The following is a 21501-nucleotide window of genomic DNA, read 5'->3' as shown; positions in this document are numbered from 1 at the left end:
ACCCGGCACGTGGCTCAGCCGAGCACGCGGCGAACCTCGACGCTGCATCCCACGCAGGTCGCGACCGAGCCGTCCGAACGGGGCTCGTCGAACCACGTCCCCCGCGTGAACCCGACCTTGTCGAGCAGGCGCAGGCTCGCCGCGTTGCGGTGGTCCGGCGCGGCGAAGAACGACGTCGCCTCCGGTCGGCGCCGCCGGGTGCGCAGCATCCAGGCCCAGAGGGCTTGGGTGCCGATGCCGCGCCCGACCCACTCCGGCTCGCCGATGACGTAGTCGCAGCCGATGGCATCGGGATCGGGCGCAAGGATCGCGAAGTCGGGGTAGTCGCCGACGCGGTAGTCCTGGACGAAGCCCACCGACCGGCCGTTGACCTCGACCACCCACATCCGGGTCGGCGTCATCCCGTCGACGGCGGCGGCGTACTTCTCCGTGACGGTGTCCAGCGTGGCCGGACCGTCCCCGTGCCACCAGCGGTCCACATGAGGCTCCGCGCGCCAGCGTGCCACGTCTCGAAGGTCGCCTCGAGTCATGGCACGCACGGCGACGACGCGATCGTGGTCGATGAGCCAGCGCTGCGGCTGTGCCGAGAGGTCCTGCGGCACCGGGTCGCCGGTCGCGGTCGCCGTCGTCCGCAGGGCGGCCTCGTAGGCGGACTCCCCGGGCCGCACCACTCCTGACAGCTCGCGGCCCTCGTGGGCCACCACCAGCCGGGGTGGCGCATCAGCAGCGGGCATGTGAGTGACCCTAGGGGCACTCACATGTCGTCAGGAAGCGCATCGGCACCGAGCTCAGCACGCACCACCGCGAACGCGAGGCCGGCGGAGTAGCCCTTGCGGGCGAGCATTCCCGCCAGGCGACGGGTGGCGGCTTGCTGGTCGAGGCCCTGGACTGATCGGAGCTTGCGACGCACGAGCCGACGCGCGGCCTCGCGTTGGTCGTCCTCGTCGATCTGCTCCAACGCTTCCTTGATCGTCTCGTCGTCCACCCCCTTGCGTCGCAGCTCCTGGGAGAGCGCACGGGGAGCGAGGCCTCGGCTGCGCTGGCGGCTCTCGACCCACTGGTGGGCGAACGCGGAGTCGTCGACCAGGCCCACCTCGGTGAAGCGGTCCAGCAGCCTGGTCGCCAGCTCAGCCGGGACGTCCTTCCTGGCCAGCTTGTCGGCGAGCTCCTTGCGGGAGCGAGCCTGGCCGGTGAGCGCGTCGAGGAGGATCTTGCGAGCCACTGCCTCGTGGTCGGCCTCCGGTCCTTGCCCCTGGTGGTCGGTCGGGACTGCCTGTGCGCTCGGAGTCGGGGTCGGCGTGGGTCGTGGATCACCGACCCACGCCTCGACTCCGAGCTGGACGTCGCCGGCCCACGTGGGTGCGGGACGGGTCTCCTCAGGCATCGGCTGGCGGCTCAACGACTCAGAAGTCGTTGACCCCGATGGGCTCGTCACTGAGGTCATCGGCAGGCTTGTCGACGCTCGGAGTGACACCGAGCTTCTCCAGGATGAGCTTCTCGATCTCGTTGGCCAGGTCGGGGTTGTCCCTGAGGAAGTTGCGCGAGTTCTCCTTGCCCTGGCCGAGCTGGTCGCCCTCGTAGGTGTACCAGGCGCCGGCCTTGCGGATGATCCCTGCCTCGACTCCGACGTCGATCAGGCCACCCTCGCGGCTGATGCCCTTGCCGTACATGATGTCGAACTCCGCCTGCTTGAACGGCGGGGCCACCTTGTTCTTGACGACCTTGACGCGGGTGCGGTTGCCGACCATGTCGGTGCCGTCCTTGAGCGTCTCGATCCGGCGCACGTCGAGGCGCACCGAGGAGTAGAACTTCAACGCCCGACCACCCGTCGTGGTCTCGGGCGAGCCGAACATCACGCCGATCTTCTCGCGCAGCTGGTTGATGAAGATCGCGGTGGTGTTGGAGTTGTTGAGGGCACCGGTCATCTTGCGCAGCGCCTGGCTCATCAGCCGTGCCTGCAGACCCACGTGGCTGTCACCCATCTCCCCCTCGATCTCGGCCCGAGGCACCAGCGCGGCCACGGAGTCGATGACGATGAGTGACAGGGCACCGGACCGGACGAGCATGTCGGCGATCTCGAGCGCCTGCTCGCCGGAGTCGGGCTGGGAGACGAGCAGCGCGTCAGTGTCCACGCCGAGTGCCTTGGCGTAGTCGGGGTCGAGCGCGTGCTCGGCGTCGATGAAGGCCACGATGCCGCCCATGGCCTGGGCGCTGGCCACCGCGTGCAGGGCGACCGTCGTCTTGCCGGAGGACTCCGGACCGTAGATCTCCACCACCCGGCCGCGGGGCAGACCGCCCAGCCCGAGCGCCACGTCGAGCGCGATCGACCCGGTGGGGATCACCTCGAGAGGGGCACGCGTCTCGTCGCCCAGTCGCATGACCGAGCCCTTGCCGAACGACTTCTCGATGTTGGCGAGCGCGGCATCGAGTGCCTTCTCGCGGTCTCCACCAGCCATGGGGGTGTCCTTGTCTCTTGTCGGGTACCAGGTACATCGGCGACGCTAGGGCGAGCCACCGACAGTCCCTGATCAGGACCCTCGAACCTGTGGACAACCTCGGCCTGCGTCGTACCTGTGGAGACAAACTATCCCGAACAGGTGTTCGATGCGAGCATCACTCCGGGCGTGTCGTGCGTATCGTGACGCCGGCCGCCACGACCCCGACGGCGAGCACCGAGGTGCTGTAGGCGAGCCAGGAGTAGCCCCACTCCCCCACCACTGGCCCGGACAGCGCCCCGGCGCCGGCCGCAGCGAGGAGCATGAACATGTCGGAGCCGCCCTGCACCTGGGTACGGCGCTCGAGCGGCGCGCGGTCCGCGATGGTCGCCGAGGCGGCGACCGTCGCCATCGACCAGCCCAGCCCGAGCAGGAACAGGCCCAGGGAGATGTGCCACGACATCCCGGCACGCGACGCGCCCGACAGGACGACCGAGGCCATCAGCACGACACCGCCCGCTGCCATGACGGGACCACGCCCCACGCGGTCACACGCGCGTCCGACCAGGGGCGAGAACGCGAACATCCCCAGGACGTGGATCGAGATCACGAAGCCGATGACGTCGAGGTGGGCGCCGCCGTGCTCCATGTGGAGCGGGGTCATGATCATGACGGCCACCATCGCGGCATGTGCGCACGCCTGCGCCGCGACCGATGCCAGCAGCAACGGGTCCGACACGATGACACCCAGTGCTCCGCGCGGAGACGCGTTCGCGACGTCGCGCGTGCCCACGGCTGGCTCGGCGGCCGCCCCGGCATCGGCGAGCGCCCTCGCCGTGAGCAGGGGGTCGGGCCGCATCCCTGCCCAGACGACGCCGGCCGCGGCAAGCATCATGATCCCCCCCACGAGGAAGGGGCCCGTGAGCTCGGGGACCCCGACGCTCCGGGCCAGGACGCCCGAGGGCCCGCTGAGGTTGGGGCCGAGGACGGCGCCGATGGTCGTCGCCCACACGACGGTGGAGAGGTCGCGCGCCCGGTGCTCCGGGTGGGCGAGGTCGGTGGCCGCGTAGCGCGCGGACGCGTTCGCAGCCGTCGTGGCGCCGAGCAGGATGGCGCCGACCAGGAGGAGCGCCATCGAACCGACCTCCCCGGCCACGACGGCCAGGAGTGCGCCAGCCGCCCCGGTCAGGAGCCCGGCCACCTGCCCCAGCCGGCGGCCGCGCAGGGCCATGACACGGGCCAGCCAGAACGCGAAGAGAGCGGCTCCGAGAGTCTGCGCACTCTGGACGAACCCTGCCTGCGCCTCCGACCCCGAGAGGTCGCGCGCGAGGAGGGACGCCGTCGCGACCCCGACGGTGATGCCGACCGCCCCGACCGCCTGTGCGACGACCAGCGGCCGCACGGTACGACGCTGGATCGCCTCGACGTCGACCTGCGTGACGGCCTGCGTCATCGCTCGGACACCGGAAGCTCCAGGGTGCGCCAGACCGCCGCCCACACCTGCTTGGGGGACACCCCTGCCGCCAGCGCCTCGCTGGCCGTGCGCCCGTCGAGCTCGGACATGACCGTCATGTCAGCCCAGCTGCGCGAGTAGTCGGCGCCGAGCGCGTGGTCCATCCGGTCCCAGAACTCGGTGTGCCTCACGCTCGCTCCGCCAGGATCTCGAGCCAGCTGTCCCCCTTGGTGCCGGTCCCGCGGGTGACCGTCTCGACCTGCCAGCCGGCGCCCCGCAAGGTCTCCACCAGCGGCTCCTCGCGCCAGAACACGAAGCGACGCGGCACGGTGACGCTGCCGTGGGTGGACCACGCCTCGCCGTCCCCCTCCTTGACGCCGACGTGCAGCACTCCCCCGTGGCGAGTCGCCTCTGCCAGGCGGCGCAGGACCACCGGGAGGTCCTCGCGCTCCACGTGCAGCAGGCAGGCGCTCGCCCATACCGCGTCCCAGGGGCCGCCCAGCTCGTCGACCAGGGGGTCGAGGACCTCCGCCTCCTGGCCCGCCTCGCGCAGGAGCGCGACGAAGCCCGACGAGATGTCGGTGCGGTGCACCACCAACCCGCGTGCCTCGAGCTCGAGGGCGTCACGGCCCCCACCGCTTCCGATCTCGAGCACGCGCGCTCCGTGGCCGGCACGCTCGGCGAAACGGTCGAGCAGGTGGCGTACGTCCTCGGTCATGCCGGAGGTGCCCTCGCGGTAGGCGGCGGCGAACTCGTCGTAGGCCCGCACGGTCGCCCCCTTGGGGTCCCAGCCGATGTCATGGAGGTGGTGGACGACGTCGTGGAGGTGGTAGCGACCGAGTGTCTCGACGGTGAACTCGCTTCCGTTGGAGCGCACCCCGCGACGGCCCAGCTGGTCGGTCCGGACGCTCGCATAGAGACCGGCCACGTCGCCGGCCGCCTCGACCAGCTCGACGTCGACGGCCTGCGGGTCCTGCTCGGAGTACTTCTCGGCGACCGCTGTCTCGTCCTGGTCCCAGTTGGCGAAGGTGGGCGTGTCCTCGGCGAGCATCGCCCGCAGCCTCTCGGCGAAGATCGTGTGCACGTCGCGCACGTGGCAGGCGTACTCCAAGGGCGACCAGGTGCCCGGATCCGGTCGTTCAGCGGCGTCGGGCCCGCGCAGGGCACGACCGAAGAGCCACGTCGTGTCGCGCAGCAGCTTGGGCAGGTCTTCCACCCCGTGGGCCGCAGCGTCGAACCCGCACTCGGGGCAGCGGCGCTCGAGCACCCAGGTCCAGTCCTTGGTGTCGGGCTCGATCGTCATGACGCACATCCAACCAGCCCTGACGGGTGCGCCACGACTCGGATTCCTGCCGCCGGACGCCGAGATGGCGTCACACTTGTCCAGGGCGCGGAACCACTGGTCTGGACCGGTGCGAACCGTTCGGCGGGGTCAGTGGCACTAGGGGGTGTGATGGGGACCGAGGAGACGGGATGGGAATCCCGGCACGCACCCGAGGAGAGTTCCGACGCCGACCTGGTGCGGGCTGTCGGTGCGGGTGACCGTGCCGCCCTGCGGGAGCTCTTCCAGCGTCACGAGCCGTGGCTGGCCACGCGTCTCGGCCGTCGATGCGCCGACCCGGCCATGGTGGACACCGCGATCCAGGAGACGTTCCTGACGGTGTGGCGCAAGCCGTCGGGATGGCGTGGCGAGGGCGAGGTGGCGGCCTGGCTCTGGGGCATCGCGGTGCGCTCGCTGCTCCACCAGCTCCGGCCGCGCGCGAGCGTGGTCGACCGGCTGCGGGGCCTGCGCGGGTCCCCGATGGCGTCGGCCGAGGAGGAGGTCCTGGCCCGGGTGGAGCACAGCGACGTCGGGCTCGCCTTCGCCCGCCTCTCCCCCGAGCTGCAGGCGGTCGTCCAGGCGACCGTCCTGGACGGGCTCACCACCCGCGAGGCCGCCGCCCTGCTGGGCATCCCCAGCGGCACCGTCAAGAGCCGGATGAGCCGCGCTCGCTCCGAGCTGAGAGAGGCAATGCTGTGACGCACACGTGGCACGCCGAGGAGCCGACCCTCCGCTCGTGGGTGGACGGATCCGCCGAACCCGTCCTCGCTGCCTCCCTCGAGGCGCACCTGCTCACCTGTGCGGAGTGCCGCCGTCGCACGGCGGCACTGTCACCGCCCACGCCCGCCAGCGACGCCGTCCGACGCTGGGAGTCACTCGCCGACGTCATCGACCAACCGCGCCGCAGCAGGCTGACACGGCTGGGACTGGCGACACCCGCCCAGCGCGGTGCGTGGCTGGCTGCCCTCGCGTTGCTCCTCGCGCTGCCAGCCGCGGTGGCGCTCCTCGGTGGCCGCCTCCCGCTCCTCCTCGCGCTGGCACCGCTGGCGCCGATGGCCGCCGTGGCGGCCGCCTACGGGCGGTCCATCGAGCCCGCGGGCGAGATGGCCCTCGCCGCCCCCGTCGCGGGCCTGCGCATCGTGGCCCTTCGCAGCCTCGCGGTGGCGCTCCCGGCCGTCCCGCTCGGGATCGGAGGGGCGCTGGTCGTCGGCCTCCCGCTCGACGCCGCGCTCGCGTGGCTGCTGCCCGGCGCGGCGCTTGCGGCACTGGTGCTCGCCGCGGGCACGACCCGGGTCGACCCCGCGACGGTCGCGGCGGGGCTGGGCTCGGTGTGGGCCTTGGCCGTCAGCATCCCGCCGGCTGCCCGCAGGGTTCCTGCGCAGACCGTGGTCGACCTCGTCGCCTCCACACCTTTCCAGGCCACCGCGCTGGCCGTCGCCATGCTCGCGGTCGCCGTCACCATCGCCCGCCGCGACCACGTCGCCTACCGGAGGACCGCATGACCACCACGGCCCGTCACACCACCCAGCTGGTCACCGCATCCCGACTGACCAAGAGGTTCGGGCCGCTCGCCGCCGTCGACGAGGTGGACCTCTCGGTCACCGGCGGCATCGTCGGACTCCTCGGACCCAACGGCGCCGGCAAGACCACGCTGCTGCGCATCCTGGCGACGGTGCTGGCTCCCGACGCCGGCTCTGTCTCGATGCTGGGCCTTGACCCCGTGAGCCCCTCGCAGCGCACCGAGATCCGGCGCCGGCTCGGCTACCTGCCGCAGGCACCGAAGCTGTACGGCGGCTTCACGCCGCTGGAGATGGTCGACTACGTCGCCGTGCTCAAGGAGCACACCGACCGGGCGTGGCGCCGCCGCGAGACCCGCGACGCGCTGGAGGCGCTCGGGCTGGGCGACAAGATGCACCGTCGCATCCGCACGCTGTCGGGCGGCATGCAGCAGCGGGTGGCGCTGGCGGCCGCGATGATCGGCTCTCCCGAGCTGCTCGTGCTCGACGAGCCTGCCACCGGCCTCGACCCGGAGCAGCGCATCGCCCTGAGGTCGGTGCTCGCCGGCTCGGCTCGCGAGGGCACGGTCCTGCTCTCGACCCACAACACAGCCGAGGTGGCCGCACTCTGCCAGCAGGTGCTCGTGATGGATCGGGGTCGCATCTGCTGGTCGGGCACGCCTGCCGAGCTGGCGGGTGCCGCCCAGGGTCGGGTGTGGGAGTCGGAGTCCGAGGAGCCGACGGCGGTCCGCAGCTGGGTCACCGGACCTGGCAACCGTCGCCACGTCGGCGACCCACCGGCCGGTGCCGCCTTGGTTCCCGCCACCGTCGACGACGGCTACCTGCTCGTCACCAGGTTGTCGCGATGATCGCCGTCCACGTCCAGTCGGCGCCCCCCACCTCCCGGGCCGTGCGCTGGCTTCCGCTGGTCGGGCTGGGCGGAGTCCTGCTGGCCGCGGCAGCCGTGTCCGACGCTGCGAACGGCCCGGTCGAGACGGTGCTCCTCGTCGCCACCGCCGCGCTGGCAGGCGGAGCCGTGGCTGCCCTCCACGACCCGGCAGCGACGCTGCTGGCCGCGGTCCCCACCTCGGTGATGCACCGGCGGGCGCTCCGCCTGCTCCTGGTCGGCGTGCCGGTGCTCGCCCTGTGGTGGTCGGTGGCCGGGCTCACCTCGGGCGCCGACGCAGCCGGTCTTGGTCGACTCCTCGCCCTGACGACGGCAGGCCTCGCCGTGGCGGTCTCCGTCCGGCCGCACGCTCGCGGGGTGCTGGTGGGTGCCTCGGCGCCGCTCGTCTGGTTCGGCCTCGACCACATGGCAGTGCTCGACGGCCTGCCGGCCGACGCGGCCGGTTGGTGGCGGACCGATCCGTGGGCCGTGGTCGCGGCCGCGCTCCTCGTCTGCGCGCTCAGGCGTGCCTCATGAGCGCCGTGACGACCGCGCCGCCATCCGCCCGGTCCTCCACATCCACGCACGTGCTGCCCGCCCTGGTCCGGATCGAGCTTCGTCGGGTGTCGCGCAGCCCGTGGCCTGCCGTCGGCCTGGCACTCTCGCTGTGGATGCTGTGGTCGCTGACCCCCACGCCGGGCGAGTGGCCCGGCGCGACCTACCAACAGATGGCCACGTCGACCCTGCCCCTGCTCTTCGCGATCTCCGTCACCGCCGCGATCTCCTTCCAACGGGGCCGCACCGAGGTGGCTGCGGCGGCCCCCGTGCGAGAGGACCGCCGCGCGCTGGCCCGACTGGTCGGCCTGGCGCCGCTGGTGGCGCTGGCAGTCGTCTTCGCAGCCGCGATGGCGTGGCGGCAGCGAGACATCGGGGGCCTGTGGCTCGGGGTCGAGCCGGGGCGCACTACCGAGGCCCTCTACACCTTGGGCGAGCTGTCCCAGCACGTCGTCCTGGCAGTGCTGGCCGTCTGCCTGGGCGCTGCCCTGGGCCGTCGTACCCCGCACCTGGTCGCGGCGATCCCTCTCCTGTTCGTGATCTGGTTCGTGGTGTTCGTCTACTGGCTGTTCGGGCACCGTGCGGTCACGCCGTTCTCGGTGCTCCAGGTCCAACCAATCCAGGTCCCCGTCGGGCCGCCGTCCGCCGACCCGCTGGCCTTCCCCTCGCACTGGCTGCTGGAGGCTCCCGGGGAGTACAGCCAGGTGTGGTCGCGCGCCTTCGTCTCCGAGGCACTGGCCTGGTGGCACGACGTGTGGCTCGTCGGTCTGGCCCTCCTGCTGCTCGCCGCCGCACTTCCAAGCGGCGTCGTACGGCTCCGGCTCCTGGCGGCCGGATCGAGCCTCGCCGTGCTGGGCGCCGTCGCCCAGGTGGTGGTCATCCCGTGAGGAAGCCGGTGCTCGCCGCGATCCTGCTGTCGTGGGCGCTCTCCTCGTGTGCCGCAGCCGCCGGCGACGACGACGGGGAGATCTTCTTCCCCGGCCCCATGACGGCACAGCCCGCGAAGTCGCCCGAGGCCGTCCCGGTCGTGATCGACACCGACCTGGCTCCCGACGACCTCGCAGCCATCGCCCTGCTGGTGCGCCACCCGGACGTGGACGTCGTGGGCATCACCGTCCCGACGACCGGCGAGCTCACCTGCGTGGGCCTGCAGCTGCTGCCCGACCTGTTCCGGGGAATGCGTGCGTCGCCCCCGCCCGTGGCCTGCGGGGGCAGCGCCCGCGGGCCCGAGGGGCTCCCGTTCCCGCAGGCGTGGTCGATGGGGGCCATGCAGCACAGCGGACTGGTCGTGGACGCCGATCCGACTCCCCTGACCCCGTCCCGGCTGTCCTCCTCGGAGCTGATCGCTCGACTCGCTCGACGGCACGAGGGCCTCCACGTGGTCGCGCTCGGCCCGCTCACCGACGTGGCGAGGCTGCTGCGCCGCAACCCGGGCGCCTACCGCCGACTGGCGGGGATCACGTCCATGGCGGGGAGCGTCGACGCGCCCTCCCACGCCCCAGGCGTGGCTGAGTGGAACGCCGCCGCTGATCCAGTGCCGTTCGCACAGGTCCTCGCGGGGCCGGTGCCGGTCACAGTCGTCCCCGACGACCCGGTGGAGCGCGGAGCTCCCGCGGGCCTGCGTGGCCCCGTCGTCGGCAGCCTGGGTCGAGACCCGGCCTTCGAGACGCCGGCCTACTGGGACCTCGCGACGGCCGGCGTCTTCATCTCGCCGGATGCCGCGACGGTCATCCCGGGGACGTGGGAGGTGGACGTCACCGAGGATCGTGGACGGTTGCGACGCACCGGCGACGGGCCGGTGCACGTGGTCACCGCGCTCGACCCCGCAGCGCTCGACCGGGTGTACGCCACCGCGTTCGGGTGAGCGGTCCCGCACGGCCCGGGATGCGGACATCCCGGGGTCCCGACATGGGGAACGACACACTGGCCCCGTGACGACCGACACCGACTCGCCGGAGACCAGCCCGGCGAGGAAGCAGCGGCCGTTGTGGGTCGAGGTGCTCGCGCGCCTGCTCATCGGGTTTGGCGCGCTGGCCCTCCTCACCAGCTTCGTGGCTCACCTGTACGTCATCCCGTCCGGATCCATGGAGCCCACCCTGGTGCCCGGCGACCGAGGACTGGCCCGGATCGCCGGCGTGGACGCCGACGACCTCGAGCGGGGCTCTGTCATCATCTTCCGCCACGGGGCCACCTGGGACTCGGAGCGGATCACCGAGCCCGACAGGGCGATGGACCTGCTGCGGTACGCCGGTGACGTGGTCGGGGTCGGGCCGAGCCACCACGACTACACCGTCAAGCGGGTGGTGGGCCTTCCTGGCGAGACCGTCTCCTGCTGCGACGGACGCGGTCGTCTCCTGGTGGACGACGAGCCGCTGGAGGAGCCCTACGTGGTGACCGACCTGCCGTTCGCCGAGGAGTCCGGCTGCAGCCGCGCCGGGACTGGAGCGCCGTCGATCCGTTGCTTCCCGGAGGTGACGGTGCCCGAGGGCTCCTACCTCGTCCTGGGCGACAACCGTGCCAACAGCTCCGACTCCGTGGCACTGTGCCGTGGCCTCACCGACCGGCCGTGCGAAGCACGGTTCGTTCGTGCCGACCAGGTCGTCGGCACGGTCGGCTGGCGCTTCTGGCCACTTCCGCCGGGCGATGCGCTCCGAGGCTCCTGAGGTCAGTCAGGTGAGGAGGAGCTTGTCGAGCCGCCTGCGAACCAGCAGCAGCCCCAGCACACCCATCACGAGCAGGTAGGCGACCGACACCGCGCTCGACCACGTCAGCGCGCCGGTGGTGAGCTCGCGGCACAGCACGACCCCGCGGTAGAGCGGCGTCGCCTCGACGACCCAGCGCACCGGCCCGTCACCGAACGCCTCGACGGGGAAGAAGGTGGCCGAGAACAGGAACATCGGGAGCTGGACCAAGGTGATCTTGTCGAAGTCCTGGAAGGACTTCATGTAGGTCGTCAGGCCCATGCAGACCGCGCTGAAGGCAAAGCCGATCAACAGGGTCGCGGGCAGCGCGAGCAGCGCCCACCAGCTGCTGATCATTCCCATGGCCAGCATGACGAGAAGGAACGCCGCGGAGTAGGACGCACCACGTAGCTGGCCCCACAGGATCTCCCCGCGCGCGACGTCCGCGGTGGTCAGTGGCGTGGCCAGCATCTGGTCGTAGAGCTTGTCGTACTTGAGCTTGAAGAAGACGTTGTAGGTGGAGTCGAGCAGGGCACCGTTGAAGGCGCTCGCGGCGAGCATCCCGGGGGCCACGAACTCGGCGTAGGGGATCGACTGGCCGTTGAACTCGAACGTGTCGATGAGCTGTCCGACACCGATGCCGATGGAGAACAGGTAGAAGACCGGCTCCAGGAATCCGGTGAGGAACAGCTTCCAGTAGCGCCGGTAGGTCGTGTAGTTGCGCAGCGTGATGGCCGACAGGGCGCCCCAGGGCGACAGGGCCGGAGTGGTGGCGCGGTGATCGAGGCTCATGAGTCGCCCAGCCTCTGCTCGAGGCCGCGGATCGCCCACCACCAGCCCCAGGCCGTGATCGCCGCCAGCACCACGAGGTGCACCGCGGCGAGCGGCCAGTCGACCGTGTCCAGGCAGAGCATCCGCGAGAGGTCGACACCGTGCCACAACGGCGTGAGCCGGGCGACCCAGGCCAGCAGCGGCCCGAGGTTGTCGATGGGGAAGAACGCCCCGGAGAACAGCGTCAGGGGCACGACGCCGAGCCGGAAGATCACGCCGAAGCCCTCCTCGGACGTCATCCGGGCGCTCACCCCGAACACCACGGTCGCGAATGCCATCCCCACGAGCAGCTGCGCAAGCCAGGCCAGGAAGGGCCCCCACCACGACTCGAACAGCCCGAACGGCGCGAGGACGAGCATGAACACCGCTGTCGCCGAGCCGATCCTGCTCAGCACGAAGAGGAGGTGGGCGTTGACGATGTCACGCACTGCCAGAGGCGTGGCCATCTGCGCGTGGTAGCTCTTGTGCCACTTGATCCCGCCCATGACGGGGTAGGTCGTCTCGCCGACAGCCAGCTGCATGGCGTGCGCAGCCACGAGTCCGGGGACGATGTAGGCGAGGTAGGACGTGGCACCCTCCAACCGAGCCGGGTCGCCCTCGATGAAGCCACCCAGGAGCACGCCCATGCCGACGACGTAGAACAAGGGCGAGACGAAGCTCGAGATGATGCCGCCACGCCACGTGCGCTTGTAGACCGTCCACCAGTAGTCGACCTGGCGCCCGACCCCGTCACGGGCGGTGAGCGAGGTGCTCATCAGTCGACCAGCGATCGGCCGGTGAGCCTGAGGAAGACGTCCTCGAGGGAGGAGCGGCGCACGAGGGCGGCGACCGGTTGCAGGCCGCGCTCGTGCACCTGCGCGAGCACGGCCTCACCGTCGTCGGCATAGACCAGCAGGCGGTCGGGCAGGACCTCGATGCGCTCGCCGAGGTCCTCCACCTTGCCGACCAGGGACTCGTGCTCACCGACCCCGAACCGCAGCTCGGCCACCTCACGCGTGGAGTAGTGCTGGATCAGCTCGCGTGGGGACCCCTGGGCTGCGATGAGCCCCTTGTCCATCACCACGAGCCGGTCGCACAGCTGCTCGGCCTCGTCCATGTAGTGCGTGGTGATGACGAGCGTGACCCCGGCCTGCTTGAGACGGAAGAGCTGGTCCCACAGGACGTGACGGGCCTGCGGGTCGAGGCCGGTCGTGGGCTCGTCGAGCAGGAGCAGCTCGGGGCGGTTGATGAGGGACCGGGCGATGGTCAGGCGCCGCTTCATGCCGCCCGAGAGCTCCTCGACCTTGGCCTTGGCCTTGTCGGTGAGCACGGCGAACTCGAGCAGCTCGTGGGCGCGCTCACGGCAGGTCGCCTTGTCGATGCCGAAGTAACGGCCGTAGATGAACAGGTTGTCGAAGACGTTGAGCTCGTTGTCGAGGGTGTCCTCCTGGGGGCACACCCCGATGCGCGAACGGATCGCGGGCCCGTCGGACGTGGGGTCCATGCCGAGGATCCGGAGCTCTCCGCCAGTGACGGGGCTGACGGACGCGATCATCCTCATGGTGCTCGACTTGCCGGCCCCGTTGGGGCCGAGGAAGCCGAACGCCTCGCCGCGACGGACCTCGACGTCGATCCCCTTGACCGCCTCGAACTCACCGAAGGACTTGCGCAGGCCAACGGCCGAGATCATCGCGTCGCTCACGTGGACCGACCCTAGAGGAGCGGCCTGACATCCCTCGAACCCATTGCGTCCGAGCGTCCCGGCGCGGTGGATCCCAGCAGCGCCCGAGTCAGCACGGCGGCGTCGTCCTGCAGTGCCTCGCTCGCCGCGATCAGGTCTGCGTCACCGGGGGCGCGGCCGGCCAGGGCGGCGTGCAGGACTGCCCGCCGCACCAGCTCCTTGGCGTACGACGCCGCGCTCCCGGCAGCCACCCGGGCGGCCTCGGCCACCGCCTCCTCGGAGAAGTCGACCTGCGCGCCGTACAGCTCGATCAGGCGGCGTCGGGACGCCTCGTCCGGGAGGGGGATCTCCACGGCCAGGTCGACCCGTCCCGGACGCTGGGCCAGCGCCTTCTCCAGCGCCTCCACGCGGTTGGTGGTGAGGAGGAAGACGACGTCGGCGTCCGGGTCGAGCCCGTCCATGGCATCGAGGAGGGTGAACAGCAACGGAGAGGGACCACCACCGAAGTGGTCGTGGTCCCGGTCCTCGGCGATCAGGTCGCAGTCCTCCAGGACGACCATCGCCGGCTGGTGTGCGCGGGCGATCTGTGCGGCTGCGGCCACGTGGCCCATCTGGGTGCCGGTGAGGGCGATGACGGTCGTGTCGGGCTGGGCACCGATGAGGTGGCGCACGGTGTGGGTCTTGCCCGTGCCCGGGGGGCCGTAGAGGAGGATCCCGCGCTTGAGGTGCTGGCCTCGCTCGCGCAGCTGCTCACGGTGCTGGGCCAGTCCGACCACGTGGGCGTGGATCTCGTCGAGGGTGCCGTCCGGCAGGACGACGCGCTCGGCGGGCACGTCGGGCCGGCGCACGAACGTGATGCCCGCGGCGGTTCGTTCATAAGGATTGTCGGTGAAGGTGAGGACCTGTCCCCTCAGGATGCTGTGGTTCATCGCCTGTTCCCTCACCTCCGAGAGGAGGGCGGAGGCCACCTCGGGAGCCGGTGAGAGGACCTCGAGCCTCGACTCGGAGCCGTACTGCCGGTTGCCGGCTCGTTGGAGGACCGCCACGGGCGCGCCGTCGAAGGCGAAGAGGTGGAGCCCGAAGGCCACCGTCGCGCGCTCAGAGTCGGGTCCGGTCGCCACGTTGAGCCGGTCGACCTGACCCTGCCTGAACCTCCCCCACTGTGCCTGCTCCATGAGGTCGCTGAGCGAGCTGTGGTGTCGCTGGTCGCCACCTCCGATGCCGACGAGCTCTCCCGAGGCGTCACGTTCCGCGATCGATGCCAGCGCGATGTCGGTGTCGGCCCACCGGTGGAGGTCGATCGTCTGGGAGACCACGGGCACCTCGTCCGCGGGGACACCGAGATGGGCGTCGAGCCGTGGCAGCAACGGGTTGCCCCGCTTGGCGGCAGGATCCTCCTGCGTCAGCTGTTGCACCAGTCGGGCGAGAGCCGCCCTGAGATCCGCGTCGCCCACAGGGCTGCCGTCCGTGTCTTCCCCCGCGCCGGTCGTCATGGGCGTGAGCCTAGGGGTGGAGCACCTCGGCTGGTCGGCACGAACCACCCGCCACGGCTACCGTGTGGCCATGAAGAGGGACTCTGTGCCGAGCGGCTCGCCCTACGAGCAGGCCATCGGATTCCGCCGGGCGGTCCGCCTGGGCGGGTCGATCGCGGTCAGCGGCACCGCCCCCGTGTGGCCGGACGGTCACGTGGACCCGGACCCGCGCGCCCAGGCCCGCCGCTGCTGGGAGATCGCCATCGAGGCCCTTGCGGGACTCGGCGGCACCAAGGCCGACGTGATCCGCACCCGCCAGTACGTCGTCGACGCCGCCGACGCAGACGCGGTGGGTCGCGTCCACGGCGAGGTCTTCGGCGACGTGCTGCCGGCCAGCACCATGGTCGTCGTGGCCGGCCTGCTCGACCCGCGCTGGAAGGTCGAGGTCGAGCTCGACGCCGTCGTGGACTGACGCCCCCCAGCCGCTCGGGCGGCCGTCGGTGTCGGTGCTCGGTGAGACACTGGCGCCGTGCACGCCCTCGACCGCTTCAGCGAGCCCACACGGGCGTGGTTCGAGGCTGCGTTCGCGGAGCCGACTCCGGCCCAGGTCGGTGCGTGGGAGGCGATCGGCCAGGGACGTCACGCCCTCGTCGTGGCTCCCACCGGCAGCGGCAAGACACTCAGCGCCTTCCTCCACTCGCTCGACGCCCTGCACACGTCCGGACCGCGGGACGACCGGTCGCGCCGCACACGGGTGGTCTACATCTCCCCGCTCAAGGCCCTGGGGGTCGACGTCGAGCGCAACCTCCGCGCTCCCCTGACGGGGATCCGCCACACCGCCGAGCGTCTCGGCACGTCCCTGCCGGAGGTCTCGGTCGGGGTCCGCTCCGGAGACACCCCGGCGGCCGACCGGCGGCGTCTCCAGAGCAAGCCGCCCGACATCTTGATCACCACCCCCGAGTCCCTCTTCCTCATGCTCACCAGCCAGGCCCGGGAGACCTTGCGGGGCGTCGAGACCGTGATCCTCGACGAGGTGCACGCCGTCGCGGGCAGCAAGCGCGGCGCCCACCTCGCCCTGACCCTCGAACGCCTCGACGACCTCCTCGAGCGTCCTGCCCAACGCATCGGGCTCAGCGCCACGGTGCGACCTCTCGACGAGGTCGCCCGCTTCCTCGGGGGCAGCGCGCCGGTCGAGATCGTGGCACCGCCGAGCACCAAGGAGTGGGACCTCCGCGTCGTGGTCCCGGTCGAGGACATGACGGCCCCGGGGGACTACCAGGAAGAGTCCGACGACCCGGTCCCGAGCCGCTCGATCTGGCCCCACGTCGAGGAGCACGTCGTCGACCTGATCGAGCAGCACCGCTCCACGATCGTCTTCGCCAACTCCCGACGCCTGGCCGAACGGCTGACCGCACGACTCAACGAGATCGCGGCCCAACGCGCCGGTGAGGAAGGGGCGCCGCCCGGTTCACCGCCCGCCGCGATCATGGCCCAGTCCGGGGCGAGCGCGGGCGCGGCCACGCTCATCGCCAAGGCCCACCACGGGTCGGTCTCCAAGGAGCAGCGCGCGCAGATCGAGGACGACCTCAAGCGCGGCCGCCTGCCCGCCGTCGTCGCCACGAGCAGCCTCGAGCTCGGCATCGACATGGGCGCGGTCGACCTGGTGGTCCAGATCGAGTCCCCGCCGAGCGTCGCCAGTGCACTGCAGCGCGTCGGCCGTGCCGGGCACCAGGTCGGCGAGACCAGTCGCGGCGTGCTGTTCCCCAAGCACCGCGGCGACCTGGCCCCCACCGCGGTCTCGGTCGAGCGCATGCGCGCCGGAGCGATCGAGAGCCTTCGGGTGCCGGCCAACCCGCTGGACGTGCTCGCCCAGCAGGTGGTCGCCATGACCGCCGTGGAGGCTTGGGACGTCGAGGAGCTCTACACCCTCTTCACCCGGGCAGCCCCCTTCGCCCAGCTGCCACGCAGTGCCTTCGAGGCCACCCTCGACCTCCTCGCCGGGCGTTACCCCAGCGACGAGTTCGCAGAGCTCCGTCCGCGCCTGGTGTGGGACCGCGTCGCGGGCTCGCTCACCGGCCGCCCCGGCTCCCAGCGTCTCGCCGTCACCAGCGGTGGCACGATCCCCGATCGCGGTCTCTTCGGCGTGTTCCTCGTCGGAGAGGGCACCGGCCGGCGGGTCGGCGAGCTCGACGAGGAGATGGTCTACGAGTCGCGCGTGGGCGACGTCTTCGCCCTCGGTGCGACGAGCTGGCGGATCGAGGACATCACCCACGACCGCGTGCTCGTCACGCCGGCACCCGGCATCCCCGGGCGTCTGCCGTTCTGGAAGGGTGACACGCTCGGCCGCCCCGCGGAGCTGGGCGAGGCCGTCGGCGCCTTCACCCGCGAGCTGACCGCCCTCCCGGCCGAGCGTGCCACCGCGCTGGCACGGGAGCAGGGGCTCGACGAGTACGCCGCAGCCAACCTCACGACCTACCTCTTCGAGCAGCTGGAGGCGACCCGGGTCGTCCCCCACGACAGGCAGATCGTCGTCGAGCGCTTCCGCGACGAGCTGGGCGACTGGCGACTCGTCGTGCACTCCCCCTACGGCACCCCGCTCCACGCGCCGTGGGCACTGGCGATCAATGCCCGGCTGCGCGAGCGACACGACGTCGACGGCCAGGCGGTCGCCTCGGACGACGGCATCGTCGTACGCATCCCCGACACCGACGCGGAGCCACCGACCGGTGAGCTCGTGGTCTTCGAGCCCGAGGAGATCGAGCAGATCGTCACCGCCGAGGTGGGCGGCAGCGCCCTGTTCGCCTCACGCTTCCGCGAGTGCGCGGCTCGCGCCCTGCTGCTGCCCCGGCGTGACCCGGGCCGGCGGAGCCCGCTGTGGCAGCAGCGCCAGCGGAGCGCGGCGCTGCTCGAGGTCGCGGTCCGCTACCCGTCGTTCCCGATCGTCCTCGAGGCGGTGCGCGAGTGCCTCCAGGACGTCTACGACCTGCCCGGCCTGGCCACGTTGATGCGACGGCTCGCCAACCGTGAGGTCAACGTGGTCGATGTCGCGACCGACCGGCCCTCACCCTTCGCTGCGAGCCTGCTGTTCGGCTACGTCGCCCAGTTCGTCTACGAGGGCGACTCCCCCATCGCCGAGCGCCGCGCCGCGGCCCTCAGCCCGACCAGGGGCTCCTCGCGGAGCTGCTGGGCCGCGCCGAGCTGCGCGAGCTCCTCGACCCCGAGGTCCTCGCCGAGGTGGAGGCCCAGCTCCAGCGACTCTCCCCCGACCGGCAGGCCCGTGACGCCGAGGGAGTGGCCGACCTGGTGCGCCTGCTCGGTCCCTTGTCCAGCAGCGAGGTGGCGTCCCGCGCCTCCTTCGACCCTGGTGACGCGCTGGCCCAGCTCGAGGCAGCGCGGAGGGTCGTGCAGGTGCGGATGGCGGGCGAGGAGCGTTGGGCAGTCGTCGAGGACGTCGGCCGGCTCCGCGACGGGCTCGGCGTGCCCGTCCCACCCGGCACCCCCGAGGTGTTCGGCGAGCCGGTCGAGGACCCCATCGGTGACCTGGTCGCGAGGTTCGCACGCACCCGCGGTCCGTTCACGGTCGAGGACGTGTCGGCGCGGCTGGGGCTCGGGTCCGCCGTGGTCCGGCACGCCCTGCAGCGACTCGCCGGTCGCGGCCGTGTCCTCGACGGTGAGTTCCGACCGGGTGGCTCGGGTGCCGAGTGGTGCGACGCCGAGGTCCTGCGACGGTTGCGGCGTCGCTCACTGGCGCGCCTGCGCCAGGAGATCGAGCCCGTGCCCCAGGACACCCTGGGACGGTTCGCGCCGACGTGGCAGCACGCCGTGCGACGCGGCTCCCGTGGCCTGCGGGGGGTGGACGGCGTCGCCACCGTGATCGAGCAGCTGGCGGGATGCCCCCTGCCGGCGAGCGCCCTGGAGTCGCTGGTGCTGCCGGTGCGAGTCAGCGACTACGAGCCCGCACATCTCGACCAGCTGACGGCGGCGGGCGAGGTGCTCTGGGCAGGGCACGGCACGATCCCGGGCACCGACGGCTGGGTGAGCCTCCACCTGGCAGACCAGGCCGACCTGAGCCTGCCCGAGCCCGACGTCGAGGACCTCGGCCCCCTCCACACCAGCGTGCTCGCAGCGCTCGAGCCGGGCGGCGCGTGGTTCTTCCGACAGCTCTCCGACGCGGTCGGCAGCCAGGACGACGCCGCGCTGAGATCCGCACTGTGGGACCTCGTCTGGTCGGGTCACGTCACCAACGACACGCTGACCCCCTTGCGGGCCCTCGTGCGCGGCGGCCGTGGAAGCCACCGCAGTCGTCGTTCTCCGCCGCGCACAGGCCGGCTGCCCACCAGAACGGGACCGGCCGACGCTGCTGGGCGCTGGTCCGTGCTCCCGCCCGTCGCCGCCGACCCGACCCGTCGCGCCAAGGCCGCCGCCGAGCGATTGCTCGAGCGCCACGGTGTCGTGACCCGCGGAGCCGTGGCTGCCGAGCGTGTTCCCGGTGGCTTCGCGGCGGTCTACAAGGTGCTGAGCGCGCTCGAGGATGCCGGACGCACCCGCCGCGGCTACTTCATCGAGGGACTCGGAGCTGCGCAGTTCGGGACGGCCGGGGCCGTGGACCGCTTGCGCGCGCTCGCCGAGGTCGCTGCCGACGCCAAGCCCGTGCCCGTCACCCTCGCCGCGACCGACCCCGCCAACCCCTACGGTGCGGCACTCCCCTGGCCCGAGCCGTCCAGCGCGGAGAACGGCCACCGACCGGGCCGCAAGGCGGGCGCCCTGGTGGTCCTGGTCGACGGGGCGCTGACCCTCTACGTCGAGCGCGGCGGTCGCACCCTGCTCACCTGGTCCGAGGACGGAGACCGGCTGGCTCCGGCCGCGTCCTCCCTGGCCGAGGCGGCGCGTGCTGGCGCCATGGGCGACCTCCTGGTCGAGAAGGTGGACGGCGAGCAGCTCCTCGGCTCGGGCCTCACCCCGGCGCGCCAGGCGCTCCAGGACGCGGGCTTCGTCTCGACGCCGCGGGGGTTGAGGCTGCGTGCCCGAGGGTGACACCGTCTGGCGTGCCGCACGCATGCTGGACCGCGCGCTGAGCGGCCAGGTGCTCTCGCAGACCGACTTCCGCGTCCCACAGCTGGCGACCACCGACCTGTCGGGCGGCACCGTCACCTCCACGGTGTCGCGAGGCAAGCACCTGCTCACCCGCATTCGCGTCGACGAGGGGGAGGCTCGCGGCGAGTGGTCTCTGCACACCCACCTCAAGATGGAGGGTGCGTGGCGCACCTACACGCCCGGCGAGCGCTGGCGCCGCCCGTCCCACCAGGCTCGGGTGGTCCTCGAGACGCCGACCGTCCAGGCCGTCGGCTTCAGTCTGGGCATCGTCGAGCTGGTCCCGGGATCGGCCGAGTCAGGGATCGTCTCCCACCTCGGGCCCGACCTGCTCGGACCCGACTGGGACGAGGACGAGGCCGTCCGGCGTCTGACTGCCGCTCCCGAGGTGCCCGTGCACCAGGCGATCCTCGACCAGACCAACCTGGCCGGCATCGGCAACATGTACGCCGCAGAGCTGTGCTTCACCCACGGAGTCCACCCCAGCGCCCCCGTCGGCGCGGTCTCCGACCTGCGGCGTCTGGTCAGGCGCGCCCAGCTGATGCTCGATGCCAACAAGGAGCGCGCCGAGCAGAGCACCACCGGCGACCTGCGTCGCGGACGACGCACGTGGGTCTACCGACAGGACGGCAAGGGCTGCCGCCGTTGCGGGACCCGTGTCGCGGTCTCGATGCTGGGCCCTGCTGGACGCGAGCGCGCGGCCTACTGGTGCCCGAGCTGCCAGCCGGCACCGGACTGAGCCACTCAGGGACGATCAGGCGGCGGAGGCCACCACGTCGCCACCCGAGCGAGCAGCCGTGATCGGAGTCGTCTGGACGCCCAGGGCCAGCTCCTCGACGGCGACCGCCTCGGAGACGTCACGCAGCACCTCGGACAGCGGGAGGTCCATCGCCTGGCACAGCGACGCCAGCAGCTCGGAGGACGCTTCCTTCTGGCCGCGCTCGATCTCGGAGATGTAGCCCAGGCTGACCCGGGCGTCCGCGGACAGCTCGCGCAGGGTCATGCCTCGCTGCATCCGGGCGCTCCTCAGCACCTCGCCGAGCAGTCGACGGAACAGCACCATGTGGCAACCTCTCCTGTGGACCTGCTGAGGGACGTGTGGGGACAACGTCTGGCCAACGCTACCCGACCCCCTGATCTTCCCGCCCGAGGATGCCGTCAAGAAGCGACACCGCCGCGCGGCAGGTGGCCTCCCTGACCTCGTCACGCCCTCCGGGCAGCGCCAGCAGACGAGACGTGGCCCCCGTCGCGCCGGCGACGCCGACCCAGACTGTCCCGACCGGACGTCCTTCCTGCTCGTCCGGCCCCGCCACACCCGTGGTGCTGATGCCGAACGACGCCCCGAGCAGCTCCCTCACCCCGGTCGCCATGGCCTCCGCGCACTCCCCCGACACCGCGCCGTGCCGCTCGAGAAGGGACGCCGGGACTCCGAGGACCGACTGCTTGACGTCGGTCGCATAGGCGACGACGCCACCTAGGAAGACACGCGAGGCCCCCGGCACGCTGGTCAGGCTGCCTGCCAGCAGCCCGCCGGTGAGCGACTCGGCGGTCGCGAGGGTGAGACCGGCGGCCGAGAGACGTCCCAGGAGGTCGTCGACCGGTGACATGCCGCGAGCCTAG

The 21501-nt window shown here is 71.9% G+C and carries 21 protein-coding genes and 1 pseudogene; 10 read left to right on the top strand and 12 right to left on the bottom strand.

The window, feature by feature from the left end:
• Positions 1 to 14 precede the first annotated feature (14 nt).
• From EXE58_RS16160 to EXE58_RS16135, 6 genes are all read right to left on the bottom strand, one after another.
• Positions 15 to 734 (bottom strand): GNAT family N-acetyltransferase, encoded by a 720-nt coding sequence (locus EXE58_RS16160; RefSeq protein ID WP_135268819.1) that lies wholly within the window; start codon positions 732 to 734, stop codon positions 15 to 17.
• A 20-nt stretch (positions 735 to 754) separates the two neighbouring features.
• Entirely contained in the window at positions 755 to 1384 is a 630-nt protein-coding gene (locus EXE58_RS16155) for a regulatory protein RecX (RefSeq protein ID WP_135268818.1), read from the bottom strand.
• A gap of 19 nt (positions 1385 to 1403) precedes the next feature.
• Positions 1404 to 2456 (bottom strand): recombinase RecA, encoded by a 1053-nt coding sequence (gene recA / locus EXE58_RS16150; protein WP_135268817.1) that lies wholly within the window; start codon positions 2454 to 2456, stop codon positions 1404 to 1406.
• A 157-nt stretch (positions 2457 to 2613) separates the two neighbouring features.
• Entirely contained in the window at positions 2614 to 3888 is a 1275-nt protein-coding gene (locus tag EXE58_RS16145; protein ID WP_135268816.1) for an MFS transporter, read from the bottom strand.
• On the bottom strand, positions 3885 to 4079 hold the full coding sequence (locus tag EXE58_RS16140) for a DUF3046 domain-containing protein (RefSeq protein ID WP_135268815.1): 195 nt from the start codon (positions 4077 to 4079) through the stop codon (positions 3885 to 3887). The genes EXE58_RS16145 and EXE58_RS16140 overlap by 4 nt, the downstream gene beginning before the upstream one ends.
• Positions 4076 to 5191, bottom strand: a complete 1116-nt coding sequence (locus tag EXE58_RS16135) for a class I SAM-dependent methyltransferase (protein WP_135268814.1) — start codon at positions 5189 to 5191, stop codon at positions 4076 to 4078. Before EXE58_RS16135 ends, EXE58_RS16140 begins: the two co-directional genes overlap by 4 nt.
• Positions 5192 to 5341: 150 nt before the next feature.
• Here EXE58_RS16135 and EXE58_RS16130 point away from each other — a divergent pair, with 150 nt between their 5' ends.
• The 7 genes from EXE58_RS16130 (at position 5342) to lepB (ending at position 10809) form a co-directional block, all read left to right on the top strand.
• Entirely contained in the window at positions 5342 to 5908 is a 567-nt protein-coding gene (locus tag EXE58_RS16130) for an RNA polymerase sigma factor (RefSeq protein WP_135268813.1), read from the top strand.
• Complete coding sequence (locus EXE58_RS16125) at positions 5905 to 6711, top strand: zf-HC2 domain-containing protein (protein WP_135268812.1); 807 nt, start codon at positions 5905 to 5907, stop codon at positions 6709 to 6711. The genes EXE58_RS16130 and EXE58_RS16125 overlap by 4 nt, the downstream gene beginning before the upstream one ends.
• Positions 6708 to 7574, top strand: a complete 867-nt coding sequence (locus tag EXE58_RS16120; RefSeq protein WP_135268811.1) for an ABC transporter ATP-binding protein — start codon at positions 6708 to 6710, stop codon at positions 7572 to 7574. The genes EXE58_RS16125 and EXE58_RS16120 overlap by 4 nt, the downstream gene beginning before the upstream one ends.
• Entirely contained in the window at positions 7571 to 8128 is a 558-nt protein-coding gene (locus tag EXE58_RS16115; RefSeq protein WP_135268810.1) for a hypothetical protein, read from the top strand. The genes EXE58_RS16120 and EXE58_RS16115 overlap by 4 nt, the downstream gene beginning before the upstream one ends.
• Positions 8125 to 9033: a hypothetical protein gene (locus EXE58_RS16110; RefSeq protein ID WP_135268809.1), complete on the top strand. Its 909-nt coding sequence runs from the start codon at positions 8125 to 8127 to the stop codon at positions 9031 to 9033. Before EXE58_RS16115 ends, EXE58_RS16110 begins: the two co-directional genes overlap by 4 nt.
• Positions 9030 to 10010 (top strand): nucleoside hydrolase, encoded by a 981-nt coding sequence (locus EXE58_RS16105; RefSeq protein WP_135268808.1) that lies wholly within the window; start codon positions 9030 to 9032, stop codon positions 10008 to 10010. The genes EXE58_RS16110 and EXE58_RS16105 overlap by 4 nt, the downstream gene beginning before the upstream one ends.
• 67 nt (positions 10011 to 10077) lie before the next feature.
• Complete coding sequence (lepB, locus tag EXE58_RS16100; protein ID WP_167288956.1) at positions 10078 to 10809, top strand: signal peptidase I; 732 nt, start codon at positions 10078 to 10080, stop codon at positions 10807 to 10809.
• Between the two features lie 6 nt (positions 10810 to 10815).
• Here the strand turns inward: lepB and EXE58_RS16095 are convergent, their stop codons facing one another.
• The 4 genes from EXE58_RS16095 to EXE58_RS16080 are packed head-to-tail and all read right to left on the bottom strand — an operon-like array spanning position 10816 to position 14811.
• On the bottom strand, positions 10816 to 11619 hold the full coding sequence (locus EXE58_RS16095) for an ABC transporter permease (RefSeq protein WP_135268806.1): 804 nt from the start codon (positions 11617 to 11619) through the stop codon (positions 10816 to 10818).
• Entirely contained in the window at positions 11616 to 12413 is a 798-nt protein-coding gene (locus EXE58_RS16090) for an ABC transporter permease (protein ID WP_135268805.1), read from the bottom strand. Before EXE58_RS16090 ends, EXE58_RS16095 begins: the two co-directional genes overlap by 4 nt.
• The gene (locus EXE58_RS16085; protein WP_244242265.1) at positions 12413 to 13339 is read right to left on the bottom strand and encodes an ABC transporter ATP-binding protein; all 927 of its coding nucleotides are present in this window, start codon (positions 13337 to 13339) and stop codon (positions 12413 to 12415) included. Before EXE58_RS16085 ends, EXE58_RS16090 begins: the two co-directional genes overlap by 1 nt.
• 11 nt (positions 13340 to 13350) lie before the next feature.
• Positions 13351 to 14811: an AAA family ATPase gene (locus tag EXE58_RS16080; RefSeq protein ID WP_135268804.1), complete on the bottom strand. Its 1461-nt coding sequence runs from the start codon at positions 14809 to 14811 to the stop codon at positions 13351 to 13353.
• A 70-nt stretch (positions 14812 to 14881) separates the two neighbouring features.
• Between EXE58_RS16080 and EXE58_RS16075 the strand changes: the two genes are divergently transcribed.
• The 3 genes and pseudogenes from EXE58_RS16075 to EXE58_RS16065 all read left to right on the top strand — a co-directional run bounded on the left by EXE58_RS16075 (position 14882) and on the right by EXE58_RS16065 (position 20620).
• On the top strand, positions 14882 to 15262 hold the full coding sequence (locus EXE58_RS16075; protein ID WP_135268803.1) for a RidA family protein: 381 nt from the start codon (positions 14882 to 14884) through the stop codon (positions 15260 to 15262).
• A gap of 57 nt (positions 15263 to 15319) precedes the next feature.
• Positions 15320 to 19824, top strand: a pseudogene (locus tag EXE58_RS20510) (ATP-dependent helicase).
• Positions 19811 to 20620, top strand: a complete 810-nt coding sequence (locus tag EXE58_RS16065) for a DNA-formamidopyrimidine glycosylase family protein (RefSeq protein WP_135268802.1) — start codon at positions 19811 to 19813, stop codon at positions 20618 to 20620. Before EXE58_RS20510 ends, EXE58_RS16065 begins: the two are co-directional and overlap by 14 nt.
• Before the next feature lie 15 nt (positions 20621 to 20635).
• On the opposite strand, the gene EXE58_RS16060 is transcribed toward EXE58_RS16065, so the two are convergent.
• A complete protein-coding gene (locus EXE58_RS16060; RefSeq protein WP_135268801.1) occupies positions 20636 to 20944 on the bottom strand; it encodes a helix-turn-helix domain-containing protein in 309 nt (102 codons plus the stop codon).
• Between the two features lie 58 nt (positions 20945 to 21002).
• The gene (locus EXE58_RS16055; RefSeq protein ID WP_135268800.1) at positions 21003 to 21488 is read right to left on the bottom strand and encodes a CinA family protein; all 486 of its coding nucleotides are present in this window, start codon (positions 21486 to 21488) and stop codon (positions 21003 to 21005) included.
• Positions 21489 to 21501 lie beyond the last annotated feature (13 nt).

This window comes from Nocardioides seonyuensis (assembly GCF_004683965.1).
GTDB classification, from domain to species: domain Bacteria; phylum Actinomycetota; class Actinomycetes; order Propionibacteriales; family Nocardioidaceae; genus Nocardioides; species Nocardioides seonyuensis.
This window is presented reverse-complemented; position numbering and strand designations above follow the sequence as displayed.